Annotated in this window: 28 protein-coding genes; 22 read left to right on the top strand and 6 right to left on the bottom strand. The window is 67.3% G+C overall.

Annotated features, from left to right (window positions below; all coding sequences use genetic code 11):
- The first annotated feature begins 103 nt into the window (after window positions 1-103).
- From MJO54_RS05890 to MJO54_RS05905, 4 genes are all read left to right on the top strand, one after another.
- On the top strand, window positions 104-1156 hold the full coding sequence (locus tag MJO54_RS05890) for an alpha/beta hydrolase (protein WP_105295787.1): 1053 nt from the start codon (window positions 104-106) through the stop codon (window positions 1154-1156).
- Window positions 1157-1333: 177 nt separating this feature from the next.
- A complete protein-coding gene (locus MJO54_RS05895) occupies window positions 1334-2728 on the top strand; it encodes a cystathionine beta-synthase (RefSeq protein ID WP_064888836.1) in 1395 nt (464 codons plus the stop codon).
- Between the two features lie 67 nt (window positions 2729-2795).
- Window positions 2796-3515, top strand: a complete 720-nt coding sequence (locus tag MJO54_RS05900; RefSeq protein ID WP_105295786.1) for an Rv1078 family RDD domain-containing protein — start codon at window positions 2796-2798, stop codon at window positions 3513-3515.
- Entirely contained in the window at window positions 3512-4672 is a 1161-nt protein-coding gene (locus MJO54_RS05905; protein ID WP_065153623.1) for a cystathionine gamma-synthase, read from the top strand. The genes MJO54_RS05900 and MJO54_RS05905 overlap by 4 nt, the downstream gene beginning before the upstream one ends.
- Window positions 4673-4703: 31 nt before the next feature.
- Here MJO54_RS05905 and greA read toward each other — a convergent pair whose 3' ends face one another.
- Window positions 4704-5198, bottom strand: a complete 495-nt coding sequence (gene greA / locus MJO54_RS05910) for a transcription elongation factor GreA (protein WP_024441085.1) — start codon at window positions 5196-5198, stop codon at window positions 4704-4706.
- A 134-nt stretch (window positions 5199-5332) separates the two neighbouring features.
- Complete coding sequence (locus MJO54_RS05915) at window positions 5333-5755, bottom strand: DUF4307 domain-containing protein (protein WP_046285475.1); 423 nt, start codon at window positions 5753-5755, stop codon at window positions 5333-5335.
- A gap of 155 nt (window positions 5756-5910) precedes the next feature.
- Here MJO54_RS05915 and mca point away from each other — a divergent pair, with 155 nt between their 5' ends.
- The 3 genes from mca (at window position 5911) to MJO54_RS05930 (ending at window position 7567) form a co-directional block, all read left to right on the top strand.
- On the top strand, window positions 5911-6783 hold the full coding sequence (gene mca, locus MJO54_RS05920; protein ID WP_064888898.1) for a mycothiol conjugate amidase Mca: 873 nt from the start codon (window positions 5911-5913) through the stop codon (window positions 6781-6783).
- Window positions 6780-7088, top strand: coding sequence for a hypothetical protein (locus MJO54_RS05925; protein WP_046285477.1), 309 nt, complete (start codon window positions 6780-6782; stop codon window positions 7086-7088). Before mca ends, MJO54_RS05925 begins: the two co-directional genes overlap by 4 nt.
- Before the next feature lie 110 nt (window positions 7089-7198).
- Window positions 7199-7567: a DUF732 domain-containing protein gene (locus tag MJO54_RS05930; protein ID WP_233428798.1), complete on the top strand. Its 369-nt coding sequence runs from the start codon at window positions 7199-7201 to the stop codon at window positions 7565-7567.
- Window positions 7568-7573: 6 nt separating this feature from the next.
- Here MJO54_RS05930 and MJO54_RS05935 read toward each other — a convergent pair whose 3' ends face one another.
- Entirely contained in the window at window positions 7574-8686 is a 1113-nt protein-coding gene (locus MJO54_RS05935; protein ID WP_105295766.1) for a PPE family protein, read from the bottom strand.
- A 19-nt stretch (window positions 8687-8705) separates the two neighbouring features.
- Window positions 8706-9815: a phosphate ABC transporter substrate-binding protein PstS gene (gene pstS, locus MJO54_RS05940; protein WP_105295785.1), complete on the bottom strand. Its 1110-nt coding sequence runs from the start codon at window positions 9813-9815 to the stop codon at window positions 8706-8708.
- Between the two features lie 180 nt (window positions 9816-9995).
- On the opposite strand from pstS, the gene MJO54_RS05945 reads away from it, so the two are divergent.
- Together MJO54_RS05945 and MJO54_RS05950 are read left to right on the top strand one after the other, a co-directional pair.
- Window positions 9996-12002 carry a thioredoxin domain-containing protein gene (locus MJO54_RS05945; protein ID WP_046285479.1) on the top strand — a complete coding sequence of 669 codons (2007 nt, stop codon included), beginning with the start codon at window positions 9996-9998 and terminating at the stop codon, window positions 12000-12002.
- Between the two features lie 10 nt (window positions 12003-12012).
- A complete protein-coding gene (locus MJO54_RS05950; protein ID WP_046285480.1) occupies window positions 12013-12396 on the top strand; it encodes a nuclear transport factor 2 family protein in 384 nt (127 codons plus the stop codon).
- Between the two features lie 13 nt (window positions 12397-12409).
- On the opposite strand, the gene trhA is transcribed toward MJO54_RS05950, so the two are convergent.
- On the bottom strand, window positions 12410-13120 hold the full coding sequence (gene trhA, locus MJO54_RS05955) for a PAQR family membrane homeostasis protein TrhA (RefSeq protein ID WP_046285481.1): 711 nt from the start codon (window positions 13118-13120) through the stop codon (window positions 12410-12412).
- Window positions 13121-13195: 75 nt separating this feature from the next.
- Between trhA and MJO54_RS05960 the strand changes: the two genes are divergently transcribed.
- The 4 genes from MJO54_RS05960 (at window position 13196) to MJO54_RS23605 (ending at window position 16525) form a co-directional block, all read left to right on the top strand.
- Window positions 13196-13996, top strand: coding sequence for a (2Z,6E)-farnesyl diphosphate synthase (locus MJO54_RS05960; protein WP_046285482.1), 801 nt, complete (start codon window positions 13196-13198; stop codon window positions 13994-13996).
- A 6-nt stretch (window positions 13997-14002) separates the two neighbouring features.
- On the top strand, window positions 14003-15370 hold the full coding sequence (locus tag MJO54_RS05965) for a hypothetical protein (RefSeq protein WP_105295765.1): 1368 nt from the start codon (window positions 14003-14005) through the stop codon (window positions 15368-15370).
- A gap of 99 nt (window positions 15371-15469) precedes the next feature.
- Window positions 15470-15877 carry a hypothetical protein gene (locus MJO54_RS05970; protein WP_046285483.1) on the top strand — a complete coding sequence of 136 codons (408 nt, stop codon included), beginning with the start codon at window positions 15470-15472 and terminating at the stop codon, window positions 15875-15877.
- A gap of 54 nt (window positions 15878-15931) precedes the next feature.
- A complete protein-coding gene (locus MJO54_RS23605) occupies window positions 15932-16525 on the top strand; it encodes a DUF732 domain-containing protein (protein ID WP_275564491.1) in 594 nt (197 codons plus the stop codon).
- A gap of 57 nt (window positions 16526-16582) precedes the next feature.
- Here MJO54_RS23605 and coaA read toward each other — a convergent pair whose 3' ends face one another.
- Window positions 16583-17524 carry a type I pantothenate kinase gene (gene coaA / locus MJO54_RS05985; RefSeq protein ID WP_046285492.1) on the bottom strand — a complete coding sequence of 314 codons (942 nt, stop codon included), beginning with the start codon at window positions 17522-17524 and terminating at the stop codon, window positions 16583-16585.
- A gap of 45 nt (window positions 17525-17569) precedes the next feature.
- On the opposite strand from coaA, the gene MJO54_RS05990 reads away from it, so the two are divergent.
- The 9 genes from MJO54_RS05990 to MJO54_RS06030 all read left to right on the top strand — a co-directional run bounded on the left by MJO54_RS05990 (window position 17570) and on the right by MJO54_RS06030 (window position 26823).
- The gene (locus tag MJO54_RS05990) at window positions 17570-18769 is read left to right on the top strand and encodes a DUF885 domain-containing protein (RefSeq protein ID WP_105295832.1); all 1200 of its coding nucleotides are present in this window, start codon (window positions 17570-17572) and stop codon (window positions 18767-18769) included.
- A gap of 193 nt (window positions 18770-18962) precedes the next feature.
- The gene (glyA, locus tag MJO54_RS05995) at window positions 18963-20237 is read left to right on the top strand and encodes a serine hydroxymethyltransferase (RefSeq protein WP_046285485.1); all 1275 of its coding nucleotides are present in this window, start codon (window positions 18963-18965) and stop codon (window positions 20235-20237) included.
- Between the two features lie 84 nt (window positions 20238-20321).
- A complete protein-coding gene (locus MJO54_RS06000; protein WP_065153626.1) occupies window positions 20322-21149 on the top strand; it encodes an acyl-ACP desaturase in 828 nt (275 codons plus the stop codon).
- Window positions 21150-21341: 192 nt separating this feature from the next.
- Window positions 21342-22649, top strand: a complete 1308-nt coding sequence (phoH2, locus tag MJO54_RS06005) for an RNA 5'-3' helicase PhoH2 (protein ID WP_065153676.1) — start codon at window positions 21342-21344, stop codon at window positions 22647-22649.
- 53 nt (window positions 22650-22702) lie between these two features.
- Entirely contained in the window at window positions 22703-23518 is an 816-nt protein-coding gene (locus MJO54_RS06010) for a polysaccharide deacetylase family protein (RefSeq protein WP_082957475.1), read from the top strand.
- Window positions 23519-23647: 129 nt separating this feature from the next.
- On the top strand, window positions 23648-24112 hold the full coding sequence (locus MJO54_RS06015; RefSeq protein ID WP_082977698.1) for an Rv1419 family lectin: 465 nt from the start codon (window positions 23648-23650) through the stop codon (window positions 24110-24112).
- 100 nt (window positions 24113-24212) lie between these two features.
- Window positions 24213-25169: an oxygenase MpaB family protein gene (locus tag MJO54_RS06020; protein WP_064890938.1), complete on the top strand. Its 957-nt coding sequence runs from the start codon at window positions 24213-24215 to the stop codon at window positions 25167-25169.
- 13 nt (window positions 25170-25182) lie between these two features.
- Entirely contained in the window at window positions 25183-25770 is a 588-nt protein-coding gene (locus MJO54_RS06025) for a TetR/AcrR family transcriptional regulator (RefSeq protein WP_064891009.1), read from the top strand.
- Between the two features lie 222 nt (window positions 25771-25992).
- Entirely contained in the window at window positions 25993-26823 is an 831-nt protein-coding gene (locus tag MJO54_RS06030; protein WP_133165027.1) for a hypothetical protein, read from the top strand.
- Window positions 26824-26933: the final 110 nt, after the last annotated feature.

Raw genomic sequence — 26933 nt, forward strand, 5'->3', positions numbered from 1 at the left:
TATCGGAACGAATCATAAGATTTCTTCTCAATTTTTCGCGTGTGACGATAAGTGGTACCGCGTTGGCTGTGCCGGCCCGGGCCGGCTGGAGGGAGTGTCCATCATGACCGCACCCGACACAATTCCCAGCTCCTTACGTGTTCGCACCCGCCTGTATCCCAGTCCGCGACCCTACCGTTACGGCCGTCACGACGGGCTGCCCGTCGAGGTTTCCGAGGAGTCGACCAGCGTCGAGGGCCGGATGGCATGGCTGGCGGCCCGGGCCACGATTCGGCCGGTTCTCTCGGTCGGCAGCTACCTTCCGCGGATGCCATGGCCGTTCGGATTGCTCGACTTCGCCGCTAAGGCGATGTTGCCGGCGCCGGGCACCATCCGCGCCACCATCCGGCTGCCGCGTTGCAAGGCGCAGATGGTGCGCGCTGCCGGTGTCCTACCTGCCGACGGCACTCGTCGCGTCGTGCTCTACATGCACGGCGGGGCCTTTCTGGCCTGTGGGGCCAACACCCACGGCCGGCTCGTCACCAAGCTGTCGAAGTACGCCGACAGTCCGGTCTTGGTGGTCGAGTACCGGATGATCCCCAAGTACTCCATCGCCGACGCGGTCGACGACTGTTACGACGCCTACCGCTGGTTGCGCCGTCAGGGCTACGAGCCGGACCAGATCGTGCTGGCCGGTGACTCGGCCGGCGGTTACCTGTCGCTGGCGCTGGCCGAGCGACTGTTGGACGAAGGCGACGAGGAAGTGCCGGCCGCGATCGTCGCGATGTCGCCGCTGCTGGAGATCGCCAAGGAAGCCAAGAAGGCACACCCCAACATCCACACCGGTGCGATGTTCCCGCCCAAGGCATTTGACGCGTTGGTGGAACTGGTGGAAGCCGCGGCCCGCCGCGACCGCACCCACGGCAGTGAAGTTCTCGAACCACTGCAGCACGTCCGGCCGGGACTTCCACGCACCCTGATCCACGTCTCCGGCTCCGAGGTGTTGCTGCACGACGCCCGTCTCGGCGCCAACGTCCTCGCGGCCGCCGGTGTACCGGTGGAGCTGCGGGTGTGGCCCGGCCAGATTCACGTCTTCCAGCTCGCCGCCCCGTTCGTGCCCGAGGCGACCCGCTCATTGCGTCAGATCGGCGAATACATCCGGGAAGCCACCGGTTGATCCGCCCGGTTGATAAGGCCCGTCTCGCTGAACCGCTGGATCGTAGGGCGGTTCCAGCTTCGGCTCTCCTCCGTCGAGCCTCGCTGAACCGCCGGGTCGTGGGGCGGTTCCAGCTTCGGCTCTCCTCCGTCGAGCCTCGCTGAACCGCCGGGCAAATAACCTGAGACGATGGCAGGCATGCGGATAGCGAGCCACATCAGTGAACTCATCGGCAACACTCCACTCGTCGAGTTGACTTCGATCGTTCCCCCCGGCGCCGGCCGGGTGGTGGCCAAAGTCGAGTACCTCAACCCGGGTGCCAGCTCCAAGGACCGCATCGCGGTGAAGATGATCGACGCGGCCGAGGCCAGCGGTGCACTTAAGCCCGGCGGCACCATCGTCGAACCCACCTCCGGCAACACCGGCGTCGGCCTGGCTCTGGTGGCCCAGCGCCGCGGCTACAAGTGCGTGTTCGTCTGCCCGGACAAGGTCAGCGAGGACAAGCAGAACGTGTTGCGGGCCTACGGCGCCGAAGTGGTGGTGTGCCCCACGGCAGTACCCCCGGACGACCCGGCCAGCTACTACAGCGTCTCCAACCGGCTTGTCGAGGAGATCGACGGCGCCTGGAAGCCGGATCAGTACTCCAACCCCGCAGGCCCTGAGAGTCATTACGAGACCACGGGTCCGGAGATCTGGGCCGACACCGACGGCCAGATCACCCATTTCGTCGCCGGGATCGGAACCGGCGGCACCATCACCGGCACCGGCCGCTACCTCAAAGAGGTGTCGGAAGGCCGGGTGCAGATCATCGGTGCGGACCCCGAAGGCTCGGTGTACTCCGGTGGCACCGGCCGACCGTATCTGGTGGAAGGAGTCGGCGAGGACTTCTGGCCGGCCGCCTACGACCCGAGCATTCCCGACGGCATCATCGCGGTCTCCGACGCCGATTCGTTCGACATGACCCGGCGCCTGGCCCGGGAGGAGGCGCTGCTGGTCGGCGGCTCCTGCGGGATGGCCGTGGTGGCGGCCGTCGAGACCGCCGTCAAGGCCGGCCCCGACGCACTGGTCGTCGTCCTGCTGCCCGACGGCGGGCGCGGCTACATGTCGAAGCTGTTCAACGACTCCTGGATGTCGTCCTACGGGTTCCTGCGCTCGCGGCTGGACGGTTCGACCGTGCAACCCACGGTCGCCGACGTGCTGCGGGCCAAGTCGGGCGTGCTACCGGACCTGGTGCACACCCACCCGGCCGAGACTCTGCGCGACGCCATCGGGATCCTGCGGGAGTACGGGGTGTCGCAGATGCCCGTCGTCGGGGCCGAACCGCCGGTGATGGCCGGAGAGGTGGCCGGCAGCGTGTCCGAACGCGACCTGCTCTCCGCGGTGTTCGAGGGCCGCGCGAAGCTTGCCGACGCGGTGTCGCAGCACATGGGACCGCCGCTGCCACTCATCGGATCCGGCGAGGTCGTCGGCGTCGCCGCCACCACGTTGGCCGAGGTCGACGCGGTGATGGTGGTCGAGGACGGCAAACCGGTGGGCGTCATCACTCGCCACGACCTCCTGGGCTTTTTGTCCGACGGGCCACGCCGCCGATAAGGCGTTCACGTTCACTGTCCTGCGGTAGCGTTTGGACCGTTCACCGACACGACCCGAAAGGGTGGAGATGACCGATTTTCCGCCGCCCCCGCAGGGCAACTACCCACCCCCGTCCGGTGACTTCCCGTCGCAGGGCAACTACCCGCCGCCACCTCCCGGCAATTACCCGCCGCCTCCGGGTAACTACCCCCCGCCGCCCCCTGGCAACTACCCGCCCCCGCCGCCCGGGAACTACCCCCCGCCGCCGCCGGGCAATTACCCGCCCCCGCCTCCGGGCTACGGCGCGTACCAGGGCGCAGCCGGAAACCCGGTGGGCCAGCTGCCGCAAGAGGCCTACACCTCGTGGCTGACTCGCGTCGGCGCCTACTTCATCGACTTCCTCCCGATCCTGGTGCTCTACGGCATTCCGTCGATGATCGCCGGAACCACCGCCGACAAGGAGTGCATCACCAGCTCCGACGGATTCGCCTGCACGGTCACGCCGTCGAGCACCGGCGCGGCACTGATGTTCGTCGGCTGGTTGGCCGCACTCGCCTACGGGATCTGGAACTACGGCTATCGGCAGGGCACCACCGGATCGAGCATCGGTAAGTCGGTGCTGAAGTTCAAGGTGGTCTCCGAACAGACCGGTCAGCCCATCGGGTTCGGGATGTCGATCGTGCGCCAGTTGGCACACATCATCGACGGCGCGATCTTGTGCATCGGCTACCTGTTCCCGCTGTGGGACGCCAAACGCCAGACGATCGCTGACAAGATCATGACCACCGTCTGCTTGCCGATCCGTTGAGTCAGAAACAACCCCACAGCAATACGGGCCTGTCCACCACGGCGATCCATGCCGGGTTCCGTCCGGATCCGGCAACCGGGGCCGTCAACGTACCGATCTACGCCAGCAGCACCTTCGCCCAAGACGGCGTCGGCGGCCTGCGTGGCGGATTCGAGTACGCGCGCACCGGCAATCCGACCCGGGCCGCACTGGAGACCGCGCTGGCCGCGGTGGAGCGCGGCCGATTCGGTCGGGCATTCGGTTCGGGGATGGCTGCCACGGACTGCGCGTTGCGGTCGATCCTGCGCCCCGGCGATCACCTGATCATTCCCGACGACGCCTACGGGGGCACCTTCCGGCTGATCGACAAGGTCTTCACCCAGTGGGGTGTGGCGCACACCCCGGTGGCGCTGTCCGACCTGGACGCGGTCCGCGAGGCGCTCACCGACAAAACCAGGCTGATCTGGGTCGAGACTCCTACCAACCCGCTGCTGTCGATCGCTGATATTGAAGCCATCGCAGCGATAGGCCACGGCGCGGGCGCAAAGGTACTGGTGGACAACACCTTCGCCTCGCCCGCGCTGCAGCAGCCGCTGACGCTGGGCGCCGACGTGGTGTTGCATTCGACCACCAAATACATCGGCGGCCACTCCGACGTGGTGGGTGGTGCGCTGGTCACCGACGATGAAGAACTCGACGCGGCTTTCGCGTTCCTGCAGAACGGGGCGGGCGCCGTACCGGGTCCCTTCGATGCCTACCTGACCCTGCGCGGCCTGAAGACCTTGGTGCTGCGGATGCAGCGGCACAGCGAGAACGCCGCCGCCGTCGCCGAATTCCTCAACGGGCATCCCGCGGTGAGTCGAGTGCTCTACCCGGGCCTGGCGGAGCACCCCGGCCACGATGTCGCCGCGGCACAGATGCGCGGGTTCGGCGGCATGGTGTCGGTCCGGATGCATGGTGGCCGGGCTGCCGCCGAGAAGCTGTGCGCCGGAACCGAGATCTTCATCCTGGCCGAGTCGCTGGGCGGGGTGGAGTCGCTGATCGAACTACCCGGCGCGATGACGCATGCGTCGACGGCGGGTTCGCAGCTCGAGGTTCCCGACGACCTGGTGCGCCTGTCGGTGGGCATCGAGGACATCGACGACCTGATCGACGACCTGAAGCAGGCGCTGGACTAAAGCGACGAGCCCCGAATCGGGGCTCAGGGGCTCAGGAGTGGTAGGGCTCCGCGCTGACCAGGGTCACCTTGACGGTCTTGCCGCTGGGCACCGTGTAGCTGCGCTCCTCGTCGACCTTGGCGCCCAGCAGGGCGTGGCCAAGCGGCGAGTTCGGTGAATACACCTCGAGCTTGTCGTCGTTGACGCCCTCCTGGCGGGTGGCGATCAGGAACGTCTCGGTGTCGGACTTGTCGCCGTCGTAGAAGACCTTGACGACCGAGCCCGGCAATGCCACGCCGGACTGCGTCGGAGCCTCACCGACCTTGGCGTTGTTGAGCAACTCCTGCAGCTGCCGGATGCGGGCCTCCTGCTGGCCCTGCTCCTCACGTGCGGCGTGATAGCCGCCGTTCTCGCGCAGGTCGCCCTCTTCGCGGCGGTCGTTGATCTCCGCGGCGATCACCGGACGGTTCGCGATCAGCTGGTCGAGCTCCGCCTTGAGCCGGTCGTGTGACTCCTGCGTCAACCAGGTCACCTGGGTGTCCGTCATCTCACTGTGCTCCTTGTGTCGTCGGATCCGGCGCCATTGGGCAGCGGGGCGACATCGTTCTCGTGCATCGTTCTAATGCAGCAATACACGGTCCCAGCTGGAACCGTGTATCCGTACAGGGTACCACCGCGGCATCATGGCGATCGTAAGTAATCGGGGACGTCGCTGCCGCAACCGTAGACGTCGCCCATGACAGGTTGCTGGGAGGATTTCACGGTCGTGGTCACCTGCACGGTGGCCGACTCCGACGGCGGAATCAGCACTTCACGGCGGCCAGTCTCGCTGCCGTCGCTGGATCGGACCCGCACGATGCAGGCCGCCGGAGTCGACGGGTCTGATCGAGTCACGCTGAACTTAACCGAGACCGTCTGGTCGTCGAGCACCTCATAGCCGTACAACTCGCCCTTGACCTCGGCGGTTGCGAAGCGCTGGTAGCCCACTACCGCGATGGCGGCGACAGTGGCGATCGCCAGCGCACCCAGGGCGATCGCCAGCAACCGACGGGGCAGGGCACTGCCCTGGGTATCCCCGTATCGGGCCGGCTTGGAGTCGGTCATCGTGAGGTGTGTCCCATGGTCAACGGTGGATTCGGGAGCGATTACCGCGCCCGCCGCAGGTGGTGTAACGATGGGGGCCGGAAACCATCTGGAACTATAGGCGTCCGGTCCGGGGTTCCGGCAGGAGGAACCTGGAGGGAACGGGGAATGTGCGCATGAGTGGACTGCGGCTGATGGCGGTGCATGCCCACCCCGACGACGAGTCCAGCAAGGGCGCGGCCACGGTGGCCCGCTACACCGCCGCTGGGCACCGGGTGATGGTCGTGACCCTGACCGGTGGCGAGCGCGGCGACATTCTCAACCCCGCGATGGACCTGCCCGATGTGCACGGCAACATCGCCGCGGTCCGGCGCGACGAGATGGCGAAGGCCGCCGAGATCCTCGGGGTGGAGCACCACTGGCTGGGCTTCGTCGACTCCGGCCTGCCCAAGGGCGACCCGCTGCCGCCGCTGCCCGAGGACTGCTTTGCGCTGGTGCCGCTGGAGGTGTCCACCGAAGCACTGGTGCGGGCCGTGCGCCAGTTCCGTCCACATGTGATGACCACCTACGACGAGAACGGCGGCTACCCGCACCCCGATCACATCCGTTGCCATCAGGTATCGGTAGCCGCGTTCGAGGCCGCCGGCGACCACCGCCGCTACCCGCAGGCCGGTGAGCCCTGGAATGTCTCCAAGCTCTACTACAACCACGGGTTCTTGCGGCAACGAATGCAGCTGTTGCAAGACGAGTTCGCCCGCAACGGTGAGGTCGGCCCGTTCGCGAAATGGCTCGAGCACTGGCAGCCCGACCACGACGTGTTCGCCGACCGGGTGACCACCCGCGTCGAATGCGCGGACTACTTCAGCCAGCGTGACGACGCACTGCGTGCGCACGCCACACAGATCGATCCCAACGGCGACTTCTTCGCCGCGCCGATCGAGTGGCAGCAGCGGCTCTGGCCGACCGAGGAGTTCGAGCTGGCTCGGTCCCGGGTGCCGGTTACTCTGCCGGAGACTGACCTGTTCGCCGGGATCGAGGACAACGGATGAACCATGCTGTGCTGACCGTGTTGTGGATGGCGGCGGACGACATCTTGGCCGATGGCGTGCCGCGCGACACCGGGCCGGACTTCGGTAAGGCCAGCCCGTTCGGGCTGTTGGTCATCGTGCTGCTGATGCTCGGCACATTCGCACTGGTGTGGTCGATGAACCGGCAGCTCAAGAAGTTGCCGGAATCGTTCGACCGCGACCACCCGGCCGCCGACCAAGCCGCCGACGAGGGGACCGTCGGGTCCGCTTCGCCCGAGGATCTCCCGGGCGACGACGAGCCGGGATCGCCGCCGCGGCAGTCGTAGCGCTAACAGCTCCCCAACACCGGGTATCGCGTATGCGACTGCCGGATTAACCTTTGCCCCTTCAGGTTTCGTCACTATCGCGGCTGTCGCCGACCCTAGCGCCGCGTGAGATGATTGCCCTGCCCGCGGATTGGGAGGAAGGTTCGGGGTTGGCCATGCTCGCAGATCGCTCACCAGGGTTGGCGGTATCGCCGGTCATCTTGATGGTGTTACTGGTCGGCCTGCTCAAGGTTCCGGCCGTGCACGCCGACGCGGTCGACACCACGTTCCTAGGCGCACTCAACTCCAAGGGCATCGACTTCGCCAACGGCCAGTCTGCGGTCATCGCCGGGCATGAGGTCTGCGACGAGCTCGACAGTGGCCGGCAGAAGAACGACGTGGTGTCCGAGGTGATGCAGAGTAGCCAGCTCGACGGCTATCACGCCGGCTTCTTCGTGGGGGTCAGCGTCAGCGCGTTCTGCCCGCGGCATCACGGCTAGTTCTGCTCAGCCCGCCGAGGGCGGCTTGGGCATCACCGGGCCTCGCAGCTCCAAACCCACTTCCAGGTCCTCGTACTTCTGCTGTTTGCGCTTGCGCCAGCCACTGCCCGCGGAATTCGATGGCGGCACCATCGGCGGCATGATCGGCGGGACGCCGGCGAACGTCGTGGACTGGCTTGCCGGCAGCGGTGTCGCCGAGGACGCCAACTGCACCGGTGCCTGTGTCGCGGCCAGAAACCCCGCCGCGGCGGGTGGCACGGTCAGTGGGCCCAGCTTCACCCCGACACCGATTGCCGCCGCGGGCATTTCGGTGAGGCCGGCGGCGCCCAGCGCGCCCAGCCCCCCGAGCGGCATCGCCGGGATCAAGGCGGACTCGCCCTCGGCCAGGCCCTGCGCCATGGCGGTGTTGACGTTCTGCAACGCCTGCGCTGAGGTGTTCTGGGCGAGGTAGCTGAGCAGGTTGATCGGGAAGCCGGACGACACGAACTGGTTGGCATAGGTGTTCGCCAGGCCCGTCCAACTTGCGTTGGGGTCGAATGCGGGCAGTGGCGACTCCAATGACGCCAAAGTCGAAGCAGCAGAAGTAGTCCCACTACTGGCTGTCGCGGGCTTCGGGGAGCTGAACGCGGGAAGTGTGGTGGCTTGCGCCGAAGCCGCCTGATAGCGGGTCATCGCGGCAGCGTTGTTCGTCCACATGCCCAGATACTGGCCCTCATTCTCCGCGATAGCCGCGGAGTTGGTCCCGAATCGATTGGACGCCAGCAGTTGCACCCGGCGAGTGCGGTTGGCCTTGATTGCTGTGGTCGGGGCCACCGCCGTGCGGACCGTTTCGAAAGCGGCGGCGGCTTGCTGCATCGAGGCGGCGGTGCGCCGGCACTGCTGTGCCGTGGCACGCAGCCACACCAGGTAGGGCTCGACGGATTGCACCATTGCAGCCGCGGAACGGCCGCGCCATGAGTCCACCAACGACGACAGGGCGGCGACATAGTCGTCGGCGTATTCGTCCAGATAGGTGCCGAGCTGCCGCCACACCCCCGACGCCTCGATGAGGGATCTCGCGCCGGGTCCGTTGTGGACCAGCGCGGAGGTGACCTCGGGGGGAGCGGTTACCGACTGCATACCCGTGGTGGCGGCTCGTTTAGGCGATCGCGCTGATGGCGGCCGAGAGGCGTGACTTCAACGCATCGGGGATGGGGACGTAGCCGTGATCCGCCAGGTCGTTCTGGCCGTCGCCGATCGCGCTCTGCAGGAAGGCGCGCACCGCGCTTCCGACCTCTGGATCGGGATACTTCGAGCAGACGATCTCGTAGGTGGCCAGCACGATCGGGTAGGCGCCGGGCTGGTTCGGCCGATAGAAGGAGATGGTGTCCAGCGCCAAGTCGTTGCCTTCGCGGATGAACCAGGCCGACAGGATGGTCTTGCCGACGGATTCCGCACTGATCGACACCGGATTCGGGCCGGCTGAGGTGATGACGTTGGCCATGCCCAGGTGGTGGCCCTGGGCGAAGGACCACTCGGTGTAGGTGATCGACCCCTCGAGGTCGGCCGCAGTCGCGGCGACTCCTTCGTTGCCATGGGCGCTCTGGCCGGCAGCGCCGTTGAACGTCCGTCCGGCCCCCTTGCCCCAGGTGCCCGCGGATGCGGTGTCCAGGTAGCGCTGGAAGTTGTCCGTGGTCCCGGACGCGTCGCTGCGCGACACCACCCGAATCGGCAGGGCAGGCAGGTCGGTGCCGGTGTTCAGGGCGGCGATCGCGGGATCGTTCCAGGTGGTGATGGTGCCGTTGAAGATGTTGGCGGCGGTGGGGCCGTCCAGGTTCAGCGATGTCACGCCGCCCAGGCGGAATGCGATGGCAATGGGCCCGAACACCAACGGCAGGTTCCATACCGGCGCACCGCAGCGCTGCTGGGCGCGGTCGTATTCACCCTTGCTCAGCGGCGAATCAGATCCTCCGAAATCCGTTTGGGCGGCCATGAACTCGTCGATACCCGCACCGGATCCGTTCGCATGGTAGGTCAGGCTCTGGCCGGGGCAGGCTTGGCTGAACGACGCGACGAACCGCGTCATCGCGTTGGACTGAGCGGTGGATCCGCTGGCCGTCAGGTTCGCGCGCCCGCCACAGTCCACGCCGGACGACGGGGCTGGTGCCGCGTGGCTCGGTGCGGTCGCGTCATGGCCCCCGCCGCACCCGGACAGCAGCGCAGCGCCCACGGCCAGCAAGCTCGGTACGGCACGTCGATTGATGTCAATCACATCCCTCGGGTCGTCTCATCGGCGAATGCTAGCAATGGTGTCGCCCCTCAACATTGGTGCTCTACAGGAGAATTCAAGAGTTCAGCAACCGTTTTCGAACTTGTCATGAGTTGTACGGACATCGTCCGCGTGTGGGGCTCAGCGCCAACTGGCGTCGAACAGGATTAGCGTGGATGGATGGCCAACCGTCTCGCAGCGTCCGCCAGCCCCTACCTGCGTCAACACGCCGACAACCCGGTGCACTGGCGGGAATGGACGCCCGAGGCGCTGGCCGAGGCCGCCCGACGCGACGTGCCGATCCTGCTGTCAGTCGGCTACGCGGCCTGCCACTGGTGTCACGTGATGGCGCACGGCTCCTTCGAGGACACCGAAGTCGCCGCGGCCATGAACGCGGGTTTCGTGTGCATCAAGGTCGATCGGGAGGAGCGCCCGGATATCGACGCGATCTACATGACCGCCACCCAGGCGCTGACCGGGCGCGGTGGCTGGCCGATGACGTGTTTCCTGACCCCCGACGGCCGGCCGTTCTATTGCGGCACGTACTACCCCAAAGATGCGTTCCTGAACCTGCTTTCGGCCATTACCGCCACTTGGAACGAGCGCCGTGACGAAGTCGAGGAGGCCTCGGACAACATCGCCACCGAGTTGCGCGCGATGGCCGCCGGACTGCCGGGGGAGGGGCCGCCGGTCGACGCGATGCTCTGCGACGCGGCGGTGGCCGCGGTGCTGCGTGACGAGGACATCACCCACGGTGGATTCGGTGGTGCGCCGAAGTTCCCACCGTCGGCGCTGCTGGAAACCTTGCTGCGTCACTACGAACGGACCGCGACCCGCCCGGCGCTTCAGGCCGTGGAGCGCACGGGTGCGGCGATGGCCCGCGGCGGTATCTACGACCAGCTCGCCGGCGGCTTCGCCCGCTACAGCGTCGACAATGCCTGGGTGGTACCGCATTTCGAGAAGATGCTCTACGACAACGCGTTGCTGCTGCGGGCCTACGCACACTGGGCCCGGCGCACCGGCGATCCGCTGGCCACGCGGGTGGCCGCTCAGACTGCCCGTTTCCTGCTGGAGGATCTATCCGACAGCGGGATGTTCATCTCGTCGCTGGACGCCGACACCGACGGCCAGGAGGGCTTGACCTATGTGTGGACACCCGAGCAGCTGACCGAGGTTCTCGGCGCCGACGACGGGGGCTGGGCAGCAGAGGTTTTCGGAGTGACTTCAGGTGGCACCTTCGAAGCCGGCAGTTCGGTACTGCAGCTACTGACCGATCCCGATGATCCCGAGCGGCTCGATCGGGTGCGCCAGCGACTACTGGCCGCTCGGCGGTCCCGACCCCAGCCCGGGCGCGACGACAAGGTGGTGACCGCCTGGAACGGCATGGCGATCACCGCGTTGGCCGAAGCGGCCGTGGCACTGGGTGATCCGAGCCTGGCTGCCGCGGCGCAGGAGTGCGCCGGCAAGCTGCTCGACCTGCATCTGGTGGACGGTCGGCTGCGGCGGGCCAGCCTGGGCGGCCGGGTGGGGGACAGCGCCGCGATCCTGGAGGACTACGGCGCGCTGGCCACCGGACTGCTCAGCCTGCACCAGCTCAGCGGTGAGCAGAGTCTGCTCGATGCCGCCGCCGGCCTGCTGGACACCGCGCTGGCCCACTTCGCCGATCCGGACTCGCCCGGGCGCTGGTTCGACAGTGCCGACGACGCCGAAACCCTGATGCTGCGCCCCAGCGACCCGATGGACGGCGCCACCCCGTCGGGGGCGGCATTGATCACCGAGGCGCTGCTGACCGCGGCTCACTTGGTGTCCACCGACCGCAGCGAGCGCTACCGCCAGGCCGCCGTCGACGCGCTGGCTGCGCACGCCGCGTTGCTGGAGCGGGCGCCGCGCGCGGTCGGGCACTGGCTCGGTATCGCCGAGGCCTCCGTGCGGGGTCCGCTGCAGATCGCGGTGGCCTGCGACAGCCCGGACTCGGCACTGTTGGAGCAGGCGCGCAGGCTGGCCCCCGGCGGGACGATCGTGGTCGGCGGAGCGGCTGACTCATCGGAACTGCTGGCCGGGCGAGGCCGGGTCAACGGTGCCGACGCCGCCTACGTCTGCCGGGGCCCGGTATGCGACCTGCCGGTGCGCAGTGCGGCGGAGTTGGCGGCCGCCCTTGGGGTGCCCGCGAATCCGGCATCCGTGTAACGTGCGGCACATGACGAGCGCACCCGAGCGGGCACAGGCCATCACCGAGACCGTCCACCGCTACATCGAGCTGGTCGGCGGCGGCGACGCCGATGCGCTGGTCGAGCTCTATGCCTCCGACGCCACCCTGGAGGACCCGGTCGGCGGCGAGGTGCACATCGGCCACCAGGCCATCCGCAACTTCTACTCGGCCATCACCGGGCTGGACCGCAAGTCCGAGCTGGTGACGCTGCGGGTCGCCGGCAACGAGGCGGCGTTCCACTTCGCGCTGACCATCACCAACGGTGACCACCGGATGCGCATCGAGCCGATCGACGTGATGGTGTTCGACGGCGACGGCAAGATCGCCGGGATGAAGGCCTACTGGTCGGCGGAGAACATCACCCAGTTGTAGGCCCGCGCGGCGACTACAGCACCGCGAACCAGATCGCGATGTACTGGCAGATCGCGGCCACAGCGGTGCAAGCGTGGAAGAACTCGTGGTAGCCGAACGTCTCGGGCCACGGATCCGGCCACTTCAGCGCGTACATGATCGCGCCGATGCTGTAGAGCGTTCCACCGACGGCCAGCAGCACCATCGCCGCGACACCGGCGTTGTGCATGATCGTCGCGATGAAAAAGGCTGACACCCAGCCCAGCAGCAGGTAAAGCGGCACTCCGACCCATTTCGGGGCGGTCGGCCAGCACAACTTGAGCACCACGCCGGCCAAAGCGCCACCCCACACGATCGCCATCACCAGCCGTTCCTGGGCGCCGTGGTCCATCGCCAGCAGGGCGAACGGGGTGTAGGTGCCGGCGATGAAGATGAAGATCATCGCGTGGTCGAGCCGCTTCATGCGGATTCGGGCGGCGACAGACTTCCAGGTGATCCGGTGATAGGTCGCGCTGACCGCGAACATGCCCACCACCGAGATGGAGTAGGCCAATGTCGCCAGGCCGGCTTCGAGCCCGGCCAGCGACCAGGCAACCGCGGTCAGGGTGATCCCGGCGATGACGGCAACGATGGCCGACACCAAGTGGATCCACCCGCGTGCCCGCGGTTTGGTGTGCGGCGCGGTGAGGTCCGCCGGCAGCTCGTTCGGATTCGGCTCGGCGATGGTGTCGGTGTGGGTGCTCATGGGCCTTCCTGAACTCCACGCGGATCCCGGACTGATTCCCGTCATTGCTTTCAGATCACAGTAGTCTGGGTTTTTGTGGCAATCATCCCGGCGCGCTTGAAAGAGCCGCTGTACCGGATCTACGAACTGCGTCTCCGGCAGGGCCTGGCGGCGTCGCGGTCGAACCTGCCCCGCCACATCGCCGTTCTCTGCGACGGTAACCGCCGGTGGGCGCGCGATGCCGGCTACGACGATGTCAGCTACGGCTACCGGATGGGTGCGGCCAAGATCGCCGAGATGCTGCGCTGGTGCGCCGATGCGGGCATCGAGATGGCCACCGTCTACCTGCTGTCCACCGAGAACCTGCAGCGTGACCCCGCCGAACTGGCTGCGCTCATCGAGATCATCACCGATGTGGTGGAGGAGATCTGCGCGCCCGCAAACCGGTGGAGCGTGCGCACGGTGGGGGATCTGGCGCTGCTGGGTGAAGAACCAGCTCGTCGCCTGCGTGAGGCTGTCGAGAGCACGGCGACCAACGATGGCGTGGCCTCGCGCCTGCACGTCAACGTCGCAGTCGGCTACGGCGGCCGGCAGGAGATCGTCGACGCCGTGCGTGGCCTGCTCGGCAAGCAGCTAGCCAACGGCGCCACGGCCGAGGAGCTCGTCGACGCGGTGACCGTCGAAGGCATCTCGGAGAACCTCTACACCTCGGGCCAGCCGGACCCGGACCTGGTGATTCGCACCTCCGGGGAGCAGCGGCTGTCCGGTTTCCTGCTGTGGCAGAGCGCCTACTCGGAGATGTGGTTCACCGAGGCGCACTGGCCGGCGTTTCGCCGGGTCGACTTCCTGCGCGCGCTGCGCGACTACAGCGTGCGGCACCGGAGATTCGGGCGGTAGCGAGCCGTGGTGGTGTTGTCGGCGCTGGTCTTCACCCTGAGTTGGTGGCTCGGGATGTATCTGTTGGCGCGAGACCCGCGCAAACCGGTGCTGGTGCTGGCCGCGGTCGGGTTGTGCGGCTTTGCCGCCGTGGTGGCCGCCGACGCGGTCCGGGCGGTGTGGCATCCGGTGCTGCTCGGGCGGGTGGAGATCTACCTGGCGGTGGTTCCCGGGGTGGCCTGGTTCGCGGTGCTGCTGGAGCTGGCCCGGCCATGTGATCGCTGGACCGGCCGGGCGCGCGACGCGACGTTCATCGGCGCGGTTGCGGCTGCGGCACTGGTCGGAGCGACCTGGGCCGGCAGCGTCGAAGGTCCGCCGGGGGCCGGACATTGGCTGCTGTTCGTAGTGATCTCGGTCTCGACGCTGGCGGCGATGGTCAAGGCGCTGATCCGGCCTGCGCAGCCTGGTTCGGTGCTTGGGGTGGCCGCCGTCGCGACGCTGTTCTTTGCCCTCGCCAACGCGATCCTGATCATCCCGCTGGGCATGGTGCCCAGCGGCATCGCGCTGGCCAGCACCGGCGTCGACGTGCTTCTGCTGGGCCTGGCGGTGGCGCTCTGGGATGCCTTCGACGAAGGCCAGGCGCTGCGGCTGGACATGCTGCGGTCGTTTCTTGCCTGCGTCGCGATGGCGGCGTTGCTGGGTGGGCAGGCGTTGATCGGCTTGTGGTTGACCCGGCCCGAACCCGTGGCGCAGACCGCGCTGACGGTGCTGCTGTTCACCACGATCGCGGTCGGGATCGAGGTCCAGGTGTTCGTCGACCGGCTGGCCGGGCTCTGGGACCGGCTGGCGTTCTGGCGCTCCCCGGCGTTGCGCGCCGACCGTGCCGTGTTGCGCGGCACCGAGGCGGCGCTGGCGCTGCGCTCGACCGGCCCGCTCGACGACCTCGACGAGGAGACCTTCGTCCGGCTGACCCGCCGGGCGTTGGGGCACTACGGGGACCTGTCGAAGCTCGTCGCCAGCCCGCTGACCGCGCTACCGGTCATCGACGAGCGATTGGCTGCCCGCGGCGCGCCCGATGCGCCGCTGGAACGAGCCAACGAACTCAAGGCGCTGCTCGCCGACCGGATCGCCGCGCTCAAGCCCCGTGACTGCGGCGAATTCGGCACCACCGAACAGTGGCGGCATTACAACGCCCTGTATTTCCCCTACGTGGTGGGCGTGCGCGCCTACGCGCAGAACGCCACCGCGGCCGGCCTGGACCCCACGGCGCGCCAGGCCTGGCAGTGGCTGGTCACCGAGGTGCCGCAGCGTTCGCTGCACAACTGGCAGAACGCCGGGGCCCGCGTGATCGCCGCCGACCTGCGGGGCCGGATGACGGTGTCGCCGGCTCTCTGACCTGCGCTTGGCAGTGCTTGGCAGTGCCACGGGTCGATGTGGCAGCGGTTGCGCCGCAGGGTCGAGGGTGTCCGCACCACACTCGAAGGGAGTTTCCTCATGACCGCCATCACCACCCCGGTCCTGTCCGACTCGACCGACTCGCTGTTGCGCTTCGCACTCCGCGCCGACGCCGCCATCATCGGTGCCGTCGGTCTCCTCGGAGTGATCGCCGCCCGGCCGATGGCGGCGCTGGAGGGCCTGACCCCGGCCCACGAATACGCGCTGGCCGCGTTCTGCGTTCTCTACGGCGCCGTGGTCTATTTCCTGTCCGCGCTGCCGGACCTGCGTCGCGCGGGTATCGCTGTGATCGCCGCCAATGTGGTGTGCACTGTTGCGGCTATCGCGGTGGTGGAGGCCGGCGTGCTGCCGCTGACCGGAATCGGTGTGGTGGCGACGTTGGTCAGCGCGGCCTACACGGCGTTCATCGGGTGGGTGCAGTACCGCGGGCTGCGCCGCCTGGGCTGAGTTGCCGCCCACTCAACGTGTCGCTGCGGCCGTCACCGTCTACAGTTCACTCCCATGAAGTGGCGGCTGGCGGCGACGACGCTGATCCCCGGAATCCTGATCTACGCCGCGGCGCCGGCGCAGGCCGACGAGAAGACCTACCTCAGTTACCTTGAGTCGCACGGCTTCAAGTATCAGAACAGCCCTGGCCTGACCACCCCGTCGGGGGCGGTGCAATTCGGCAAGATCATCTGCGAGAACCTGCGGAAGGGGCGCCCGGCCAAGGACCGGTTCGGCACGAAGGTCGCCGACGGTGTCACCAAGGTCATGATCGACGGGGCGCAACGTGAGATGTGCCCGGACACCTTGGCGGCCGCCGCCAACCCGACACCGACGCCGGCGGTGCCGCCGCCGGGTGCCGGCGAACCGCCGTCGCCGGGGCCTGAGGTTCCGCCGCTGGCCGACCAGGCGCCGCCGCCCGGCTTCCCGCCGCCCCCGGGCTTCCCGCCCCCGCCGGGTTTCCCACCGCCGCCGGACTTCCCGCCGCCGCCGGGTTTCCCGCCGCCGCCGGAGCCTGCACCCGCACCCGCCGGGGAGCTGCCGCCACCGCCGCCGGAGCCGGCGCCCCCGCCGGGACAGCCGCAGCCGGGCACCGCGACGCAGCCCTAACGCCGCGCAGACGGCGGCGACCCGCAGCGCCCGGCTCCGCCGCGCTTGCGATCGCCGCTAGAGCTTGCGCAGCCGAAGCCTGTTGATGGAGTGATCGGCGTCCTTGCGCAGCACCAGGGTCGCTCGCGGCCGGGTGGGCAGGATGTTCTCGATCAGGTTGGGCCGGTTGATCGAGCGCCAGATGTCGCGCGCCGCGGCCACCGCCTGCTGGTCATTCAGGGCCGCGTAGTGGTGGAAGTGCGAGTCAGGGTTGGCGAACGAGGTGGAGCGCATCGCCAGGAAGCGCGAGACATACCAGTGCTCGATGTCTTCCACCCGGGCATCGACGTACAGCGAGAAGTCGAACAGGTCGGAGATCATCAGCGTCGGCCCGGTCTGCAGCACGTTGAGACCTTCGAGGATCAAGATGTCGGGGTGGCGGACCACCTGCTTGGCACTGGGCACGATGTCGTAACTCATGTGTGAGTAGACCGGCGCGCACACGTAGTCCGCACCGGACTTCACCGAGGTGACAAACCGCATCAGCGCGCGACGGTTGTAGCTTTCCGGGAACCCCTTGCGGTGCATCAGGTTCCGGCGCTGCAACTCGTGATTGGGGTAGAGGAACCCGTCGGTGGTGACCAGGTCCACCCGCGGGTGGTGGTCCCAGCGGGCCAGCAGCGCCTGCAGCACGCGGGCCGTCGTCGACTTACCGACCGCCACGCTGCCGGCTACTCCGATGACGAAGGGCACCGGCCGATCGGGATTCTGGTCGTTCTCGGCACCCAGGAACTCCGCGGTGGCGGCGAAGAGCTGTTGGCGGGCGGCGACCTGCAGGTGCAACAGACGCGCGAGCGGCAGATAGACCTCTTCGACCTCCAACAGGTCGACCTGCTCGCCCAGGCCGCGCAGCGCGACGACTTCTTCTTCGGTAAGCGGCATCGGCGTAGACATACGCAGTGTCCGCCATTGACGTCGGTCGAACTCCACGTAGGGAGTCGGCTCGCTAAGCCGCCGCATGACCATACAGTCTTGCAGTAGCCGCGACGGTTAGCCTGATCGGGTATGGAGCCCGCCGAATTGATCCGTGAATACCTGTTGCTCGGTCTGCGCTTTGACCGCATCGAGCAGGGTTATGTCGACGCCTTCACCGGCGATCCCGAGCTGCAGCGGCTTGTCGCCAACGAGCTGATGCCCAATCCGTCCGACCTGGCCCGCCAGGCCGAGAAGCTGGTTGCGGCACTGCCCGGCGGTCTCGATCCGGCACGTGCTGAGTACTTGCGGGTGCACCTGCGGGCGCTGGCGTGCGCCGGGCGCAAGTTCGCCGGGGAGCAGGTCGGCTTCATCGAGGAGGTGCGCGACTACTTCGACCTGCCGGTCATCGTCAAAGGCGACACCGACCGCTACCGCCAAGCCCACGCCCGGCTGGACGAAGCACTGGGCGGCACCGGACCGCTGGCGGAGCGGATGGCGGCGCACCGGCGGGCCGAGGAGATTCCGCCGGAGCGGTTGGAAGCGGCCATCCACGCGTTCTCCTCGGCACTGCGTGACCGGGTGCGGGTGGACTTCCCGCTGCCGGAGTCCGAAACCATCACCTACGAGGTGGTCACCGACAAGCCGTGGTCAGGATTCAACTACTACCGCGGCGACTACCGCTCCACGGTGGCGGTCAACGCCGACCTCAAACAGCTGATGTCGAACCTGCCGCGGTTGGTGGCCCACGAGTCCTACCCGGGTCATCACACCGAGCACTGCCGCAAGGAGGCCGGGCTGGTCGAAAAGCTCGGTCAGGCCGAGCAGACCATCTTCCTGGTCAACACGCCGCAGTGCCTGATGGCCGAGGGCTTGGCCGACTTGGCGCTGTATGCCGCGGTCGGGCCGGGCTGGGGTGCCTGGGCCGCGGAGATCTACGCCGATCTGGGTCTGCAGTTCGACGGTGTGCGGGCCGAAGCAATCTCTGAGGCGGCCGCGGCGCTGGCCGACGTCCGGCAGGATGCGGCGCTGATGCTGCACGACGAACATCGCGACGCCGACGAGGTGGCCGACTACCTGCGCCGCTGGCTGCTGGTCACCGATGACCGGGCTCGCCAGAGCATGCGGTTCCTGTCCTCACCGCTGTGGCGGGCCTACACCTCCACCTACGTGGAGGGCTACCGGCTGCTGCGCGGCTGGCTGGACGCGGCGCCGCCCGGGGTGAGCCTCACCGAGCGGTTCCGGCGGCTGCTCGACGAACCGTTGACGCCGTCGACCCTGCGGGCCGACTGACGCCCCCCGGACCGGACCAGACCGGGCCGGTCGGGTGAGTGTGTGGATTTACACACCGGACCTCGTGATTTGCGGATAAATCCGCACCGTCGACGCCAGGGGAGCGTTCGCTGGCCTGCGGCAATCGAGCGAAGGTCCGCGTGCCAAACTGGAGTGCGTGACTGCCGCACCGAACACCCGCCCCGCATCCACCATGTCGACCCCGCTGGCCGACCTCGACCCCGACATCGCCGAGCTGCTCGGCAAGGAGCTGGGGCGTCAGCGCGACACGCTGGAGATGATCGCCTCGGAGAACTTCGTGCCGCGGGCGGTGCTGCAGGCACAGGGCAGCGTGCTGACCAACAAGTACGCCGAGGGCCTGCCGGGCCGGCGCTACTACGGCGGGTGCGAGCACGTCGACGTGGTGGAGAACATCGCCCGCGACCGTGCCAAGGAACTGTTCGGCGCCGACTTCGCCAACGTCCAGCCGCACTCGGGTGCGCAGGCCAACGCCGCGGTGCTGCAGGCGCTGATGGAGCCCGGCGACCGCCTGCTGGGCCTGGACCTGGCCAACGGGGGACACCTGACCCACGGGATGCGGCTGAACTTCTCCGGCAAGCTGTACGAGAACGCCTTCTACGGGGTGGACGCGGTCACCCACCGCGTTGACATGGACGTGGTGCGCGCCCAGGCGCTGGAGTTCAAGCCGAAGGTGATCATCGCCGGCTGGTCGGCCTACCCGCGCGTCCTCGACTTCGCGGCGTTCCGGTCCATCGCCGACGAGGTCGGCGCGACGCTGTGGGTGGACATGGCGCACTTCGCCGGGTTGGTGGCCGCGGGGCTGCACCCGTCGCCGGTGCCGCACGCCCAGGTGGTGTCCACCACGGTGCACAAGACCCTCGGCGGCCCGCGGTCCGGTCTGATCGTCGGCAAGAAGGAGTTCGCCAAGCAGATCAACTCGGCGGTCTTCCCGGGCCAGCAGGGCGGCCCGCTGATGCACGTCATCGCCGCCAAGGCCGTCGCGCTGAAGATCGCCGGCACCCCGGAGTTCGCCGAGCGCCAGCAGCGGGTGCTCTCCGGCGCGAAGATCATCGCCGAGCGGCTGCTGGCCGCCGACGTGGCCAAGGCGGGTGTCTCGGTGGTCAGTGGCGGTACCGACGTGCACCTGGTGCTCGTCGACCTGCGCGACTCGCCGCTGGATGGCCAGATGGCCGAGGACCTGCTGCACGAGGTCGGCATCACCGTCAACCGCAACGCCGTCCCGAACGACCCGCGGCCGCCGATGGTCACCTCCGGGCTTCGGGTGGGCACCCCGGCGCTGGTCGCTCGTGGTTTCGGCGACGCCGAGTTCACCGAGGTCGCCGATGTCATCGCTACCGCGCTGGCGGCAGGTTCGGCCGCTGACGTGCCGGCGCTGCGGGCCCGGGTCGCCAAGCTGGCGCAGGACTTCCCGCTGTACGACGGCCTGGAGGACTGGAAGCTCGCCTGACAGCACGGGGTCGCCCGCGTTTGGCGGGAACACGCCGTACCCCGAGTTGACAGGATAGTGTGAATTCGGGTTACAGTTACTTTCATGGCTGAACGTCCCGTTGCTAATGCACTGATCCGCGAGCTGGAGCCGGTGGTCGACGCGAACTTGGTCCGACACATCGACACGGTCGACCCGTGGTACGCGCACGACTTCGTGCCGTTCGAGCAGGGCCAGAACTTCGCGTTTCTCGGCGGCAAAGACTGGGACCCGTCGCAGGTCACGCTGCCCAAGCTGATCACCGACGCCTGCGAGATCCTGCTCGTCGAGAAGGACAGCCTGGCCGGCTACCACCGTGAGTTGGTCGAGCACTTCATCCTCGAGGACAAGTGGGGGCGCTGGATCGGCCGGTGGACCGCCGAAGAGCACCTGCACGCCATCGCACTGCGCGAGTACCTCATCGTGACCCGGGAGATCGACCCCGACGAGAACGAGCGGGTGCGCATGGAGCACGTGCAGAAGGGCTACCGCGCCGACCGTTACAGCCAGGTCGAGACGCTGGTGTTCATGGCCTTCTACGAGCGTGCCTGCGCCGAGTTCTGCCGCAACCTGGCCGACAAGACCGATGAGCCGGTGCTCAAGGGGCTGATCGGGCGGATCGCCGGCGACGAGGAGCGTCACGAGGAGTTCTTCGCGAACCTGGTCGCGCACTGCCTGGACTTCGTGCACGACGAGACGGTGGCCGCGATCGCGGCCCGGGCCGCCGAGCTCAAGGTCGTCGGCGCCGACATCGACGCCTACGCCGACCGGCAGGCCGAACTTGCCGAGGCCGGCATCTTCGGGCCCGACCAATTGCGTCGGGTGATCTCCGACCGAATCAGCGCTTGGGGCTTGGCCGCCAACCCCGACCTCAAGCCGTTCGTCATCGGCTGAAAACTCCGGCGCGCCTGCGCAGCGCGCACGCGCCGACGGGGGTACCGTCGCAATCGATGGCTAGCCACACGCTTCGCTGTCTCATCGGCACCACCGGTCGTGATTACGACAGGACCGGCCCCGGTTCTGTGCCGTGCCCCCCGTCGAAATGTTCGCGCGGGGTCGCGCGTGCCCTCACCGCTGGAGCGCTTAGTGCCTGAAATCCGGACGTACGTGCTCGACACCTCCGTACTGCTATCGGACCCGTGGGCTTGCACCCGGTTCGCCGAACACGAGGTTGTCGTCCCACTGGTGGTCATCAGCGAGTTGGAGGCCAAACGCCACCATCACGAGCTCGGCTGGTTCGCCCGCCAGGCGCTGCGCATCTTCGACGACATGCGGCTAGAGCATGGACGGCTTGACCAGCCCATTCCCGTTGGGACACAGGGCGGTACGTTGCACGTCGAGCTCAATCACAGCGACCCGGCGGTGCTGCCGACCGGGTTCCGCACGGACAGCAATGACTCCCGGATCTTGACCTGTGCGGCCAACCTGGCGGCAGAGGGACGCCGAGTCACATTGGTGAGCAAGGACATTCCGCTGCGGGTCAAGGCCTCCGCTCTCGGTCTGGCCGCCGACGAATACCACGCCCAGGATGTCATCGTCTCCGGCTGGACCGGGATGGACGAGGTCGAGGCGTCTGTCGAGGACGTCGACGCGCTGTTCGACGAGGGCGAAATCGACCTGGCCGTTGCTCGGGACCTGCCGTGCCACACCGGAATCCGGCTTCTGGCCGGCAGCTCACATGCCTTGGGCCGGGTCAACGCGGCCAAGCGGGTGCAGCTGGTGCGCGGCGACCGGGAGGCGTTCGGACTGCGTGGACGTTCCGCCGAGCAGCGGGTGGCGCTGGATCTGCTGCTCGACGAATCGGTGGGCATCGTCTCACTCGGCGGCAAGGCCGGCACCGGCAAGTCCGCGCTGGCGCTGTGTGCCGGCCTGGAAGCAGTCTTGGAGCGGCGCACCCAGCGCAAGGTGGTGGTGTTCCGCCCGCTCTACGCCGTCGGCGGCCAGGAACTGGGCTATCTGCCGGGCAGTGAGAACGAGAAGATGGGGCCCTGGGCTCAGGCGGTGTTCGACACCCTCGAGGGGCTGGCCAGCCCGGCGGTGCTCGAAGAGGTGCTGTCGCGCGGCATGCTCGAAGTCCTGCCGCTGACGCACATCCGGGGCCGCTCGCTGCACGACTCCTTCGTGATCGTCGACGAAGCGCAATCGCTGGAGCGCAACGTGCTGCTGACCGTGCTGTCGCGCCTGGGCACCGGCTCGCGGGTGGTGCTCACCCATGATGTGGCGCAGCGCGACAACCTGCGGGTCGGGCGGCACGACGGGATCGCGGCGGTGATCGAGAAGCTCAAAGGCCACCCGCTGTTCGCGCACATCACCCTGCTGCGCAGCGAACGCTCGCCGATCGCCGCCCTGGTCACCGAGATGCTCGAGGAGATCAGCGGACCCGACATGGGCTGAGCCCCCGGTAGGCTGCCGGGGTGGCAAAACCCTGGCATGTCGGTGTTGTTGCGATGGCCGTTGCGGTGCTCGGCGCCTGCACCAGCCATGTCCATGAGGCGTCGGCCGAGCCGGTGGACTGCGCCGTGGACAAGTGTGTGGCGCTGACGTTTGACGACGGTCCCTCGCCCTACACCGATCGGCTGTTGGGGATCTTGAACGACGCCGGTGCGCGCTCCACGTTCTTCCTGATCGGCAACAAGGTGGCGGCTGATCCGGCAGGCGCCAAGAGGATCGCCGATGCCGGCATGGAGATCGGCAGTCATACCTGGGAACACCCGAACATGACCACGATCCCGGCTGCGGATGTGCCCGCGCAGTTCTCCAAGGCCACCGACGCGATCCGCTCCGCCACCGGCATCACGCCGACGCTGTGGCGCCCACCGGGAGGGCTGACCGATGCGGCGGTCAACGCGCGGGCCGCCGAGGCCGGGCAGGCCGCGATCCTGTGGGATGTCATCCCGTTCGACTGGATCAACGACGCCGACACCAATGCCACCCGCTACATGCTGATGACCCAGATCAAGCCCGGGTCGGTGGTGTTGTTCCACGACACCTACTCGTCCACCGTGGATCTGGTCTACCAGTTCCTGCCGGTGCTCAAAGCCAATGGCTACCACGTGGTTACGGTCAGCCAGCTGCTCGGCTCGCGCACGCCGGGCAGCGTGTACGGGGGCCGGGAGAACGGCCCGCCGGTCAACGCACTGCATGACATCCCGCCGGCCGACATCCCCGGACTGCCCGCGACGCCGTCGCCGCCACCGATGCCGAACTTCCCGATCACCGACATTGCCGGGGCCAATTCCGGGGGACCCAACAACGGGGCGTGACCGTGGCCCCGATCCGAGTCTTGTCGGTGTGCGTCTCGCGGACCGACATTGGGCGAAGAGCCGTTGTGCTTGCGGCACATCGGCTGTACTGGCGGATGAGGTAACTCAGAACGACAGGACGGAGCCGAAGTGAAGGTATCCCGGTCGCAAGGCAAGGTGCGCCAGGCCCTGGTCCTATTCGGCGCGGTGTTCGGTATCGCGGTGCTGAGCAATGGTGAGGCAAGTGCCGACGGCCCAATTCAGCTGAGAAGCCGGCTAGGAGATGTGTGTCTGGACGCCCCGGGTATGGGCATTTTCAGCCCGGTGGTGATCAACCCTTGCAATGGGATGGACTCCCAGCGCTGGAATCTCACCGATGATGGACGACTCGAGAGTGCGGCTTTCCCCGGGCAGTGCCTGACTGTGGAAGGTTCGGCGGCGGCGCATGTCCTGGCCTGTTGGAACAGTCGGCGTTGGACCATCGAGCCCAACGGTCAGATCACGGCCGTTCTTGGTGGTTGCCTCGCGGTCCTCGGCGGCCCGGGTCCTGGGACTTGGGTGTCCACCCGCATCTGCAATGGCGCACCCGAGCAGGGGTGGGATGCCGCTACGTGAGTTGGGGCGCGACGACCCGCTCTCGTCTAGCGACGTGGACCTATTGACACTTTGACACAAAAAACTATTCTTTGTGTCAAGCGAGCCGAGGAGGCCACAGATGACGGCAGTGATCAGTCATGTCACCAGCATCGACCCTGCCGCTCGGGTTCGGCCCGAGGTGATGGCCCAGTTCCGCAGGCACTCCGGCAGCGTGCTGTCGGGCCTGTTCGGCGCCGCGGCGTTCGACGAGGTGGCGTTGGTGCCGGTGGCCGCCGCGGTGGACAAGACCGGGCGCTTCGAACGCAACTTCACCGACCGCGCCATCCGCAGCGGATTCTCTGCCCTGCTTGCCATCTGGGGTGATGCCGAGGACCGCGCGGCCGAAGGCGAGCGACTCAAGCGGATGCACCGCGACGTGCACGGCCACGGCAAGGGCGACTTCTCCGACGTCCGCTACAGCGCGCTGAACCCGCGGCTGTGGAACTGGATTGCCGTCAGCGGCATGTTCGTGACCCTCAATTCGTTCACCCCCGTCACCGGCATCAAATGGAACGACGCCGAGCGGGAGGCGGCCTACCAGCAACTGGTCGAGGCGTTCAGCGCTCTCGAGCTGCCCGGCAAGGCCGGCAAGTTCCCCGTGACCTATGTCGAGGCCGCCGAGTACTACGACCAGATGGTGCAGACCGACCTGGCGGCCAACCCGTTCTTGGATCGGGTCACCGCCGGGCTGGGCAAGTTGCCGTTGCCGTCGGCCCTGCCGGCCCCGGTTCGGGCCGCGGCTGCTCCGCTGTGGTCGGTCCTCAGCGCGGGAGCCGGCCGCGTGGTCAAGATCTGTTCGTTCGGGATCATGCACCCCGGGGTTCTGGAGCTGACGGGTTTCCGGTGGCAGCCGCACCACGACGTCGAGTTCAACTTCTACACCCAGCTGCTGCAGATGGCGTGGCGGGTGTTGCCCGATCGCGTCGTGCTGGTGCCGCTGGCCTACAACCGGTTGCAGTACGAGAAGCTGGTGAAGATGCACCGCTCGGTCGCGCTGGATTCCTTTGCGCCGCCCGGCGGCTGCCCGATGGGATGACACACTGGTGCCGATGACATCGCGACGCAGTACCGCGAGCCCAGCCGAGCAGGAGGCGGCCATCCTCAAAGCGGCCGCCGAAGAAGTCGGGCTGGTCGGGGTGGGCCGCGCCAGCCTTGATGTCATCGCCCGCCAGGCGGGGGTCAGTCGCAGCACCTTGTACCGGCGCTTCCCGACGCGCGACGCACTGATCACCGAGCTCGGTCGCCGGGCCTTTGACAATGCGATGGTTCAGCTGCGCACCGTCGCGGTGGACTCCGGGCCGAAGAACGCGGCGGTTGCGGCGTTTCGCGCCGGATTGCGGCTGCTCACCACCGATCCGGTGGTGCGGAAGCTGCTGCGGCTGGACGCCGGTGTGCCGACGATGGCCGGGATGTACCAGGAGGCCGAGGCATTCCTGGACAGCGCGTCGAGCGCGATGGCCAAGGCGCTACGCGCCGCCGGAGCCACCATGCCGGACACCGACTTGGTGGCTGCCGCCGAACTGCATGTGCGCCTGGCCGCTTCGATCGCCCAGGTGTCGACGTCGGTGCTCGACCCGGCTGACGAGCAGGCGGTCAGCGCTTACGCGAAAAAGTATCTGGCGCCGCTGGTCTGGTAGTGCTAGCGCGCACTTAATGACCTGAATGCGACGGCAGGGACAGCGCTACGGCCGTGCTCGTGGTCCAGGTTCGGGTGCCGAGCAAGGCATCGAGGCAGCGCAACACGGATGCGTTCTGAAGTGCTGGAGCTATTTGCCGTTTTCGCGAGGTGTTATGGCGATGAAGATTGCTGCAATCCTGATAACATGTCTGACATTTAATATAAATGGGTTCGGAGCCAGATGGAGGCCACATTGGCGAAAAAGCGGACTGGTATTCGCGAGGCAAGTCGGGTGCAATGCATCTTTTGTAGAGCCAAACCGCCCCTTACGCGTGAGCATATCTTCGGGGACTGGCTCCGAGGCCTCGGCTACTCCGGTGAAGGTATCCACGAGATCCAGCGGGACGATGGCAGCCAGCCGATTATTCAATACGCAGGAGTGTTCAATAAGAAACTCAAGATAGTATGTGCCAAGTGCAACAACGGATGGATGAGTCTGGTTGAAGAGCGCGCGAAGCCGCTGTTCATAGAGATGTTCAACCGGGCTTCTCTGCCTGATGAGTCGCAGTCGCGAATTGTATTCAATAATGCCGACCAACTCACTCTTGCCCGATGGGCATTTAAGACGGCAGTTGTGTCCCATTATGTCAATGGGCGATTGCGATTTCCGGTCGAACATCGTGACGAATTCTATTTGACAGGAAATCCGCCCCAGCATGCTCAAATCTGGATCGGCGCTGCTTCCATCCCAGATGACCCGGTTCGCGGTGAGCATCTTGCCGAGGTGAAATACAAGCCGGTGGAGTTAACGGTACGGCAAGGCGCGTCAGCGAGCGTCCAGGCCGCCTACGAATGGCAGCTACGATTGCTTAATGTCGTCTTTGTTGTGATGGGCAGTGTCAAAGACGCGCGTACGGGTATCGCCGCAAAGATCAGCCCGTCTGAACTGCTTGGACTTGTGATCACCCCGATCTGGCCAGCGAATCAGGGTGACATCATGTGGCCGCCGCCAGTCAGTGTAGACGGTATTGGCGGTATGGCCGTGCTTACTCAGGCTCCCGTGATCAGCTGAGGCACCCTCTGACCAGGGAGGACCTTCACTGCCGTGTGGCCAGCGCGCCGATATCCGCTTTCGCCGCAAGTGCCTATCGGCCCCAGCTCTGATTCCGTCGAGTCGACTAG

Source organism: Mycolicibacter virginiensis (genome assembly GCF_022374935.2).
Lineage (GTDB): Bacteria > Actinomycetota > Actinomycetes > Mycobacteriales > Mycobacteriaceae > Mycobacterium > Mycobacterium virginiense.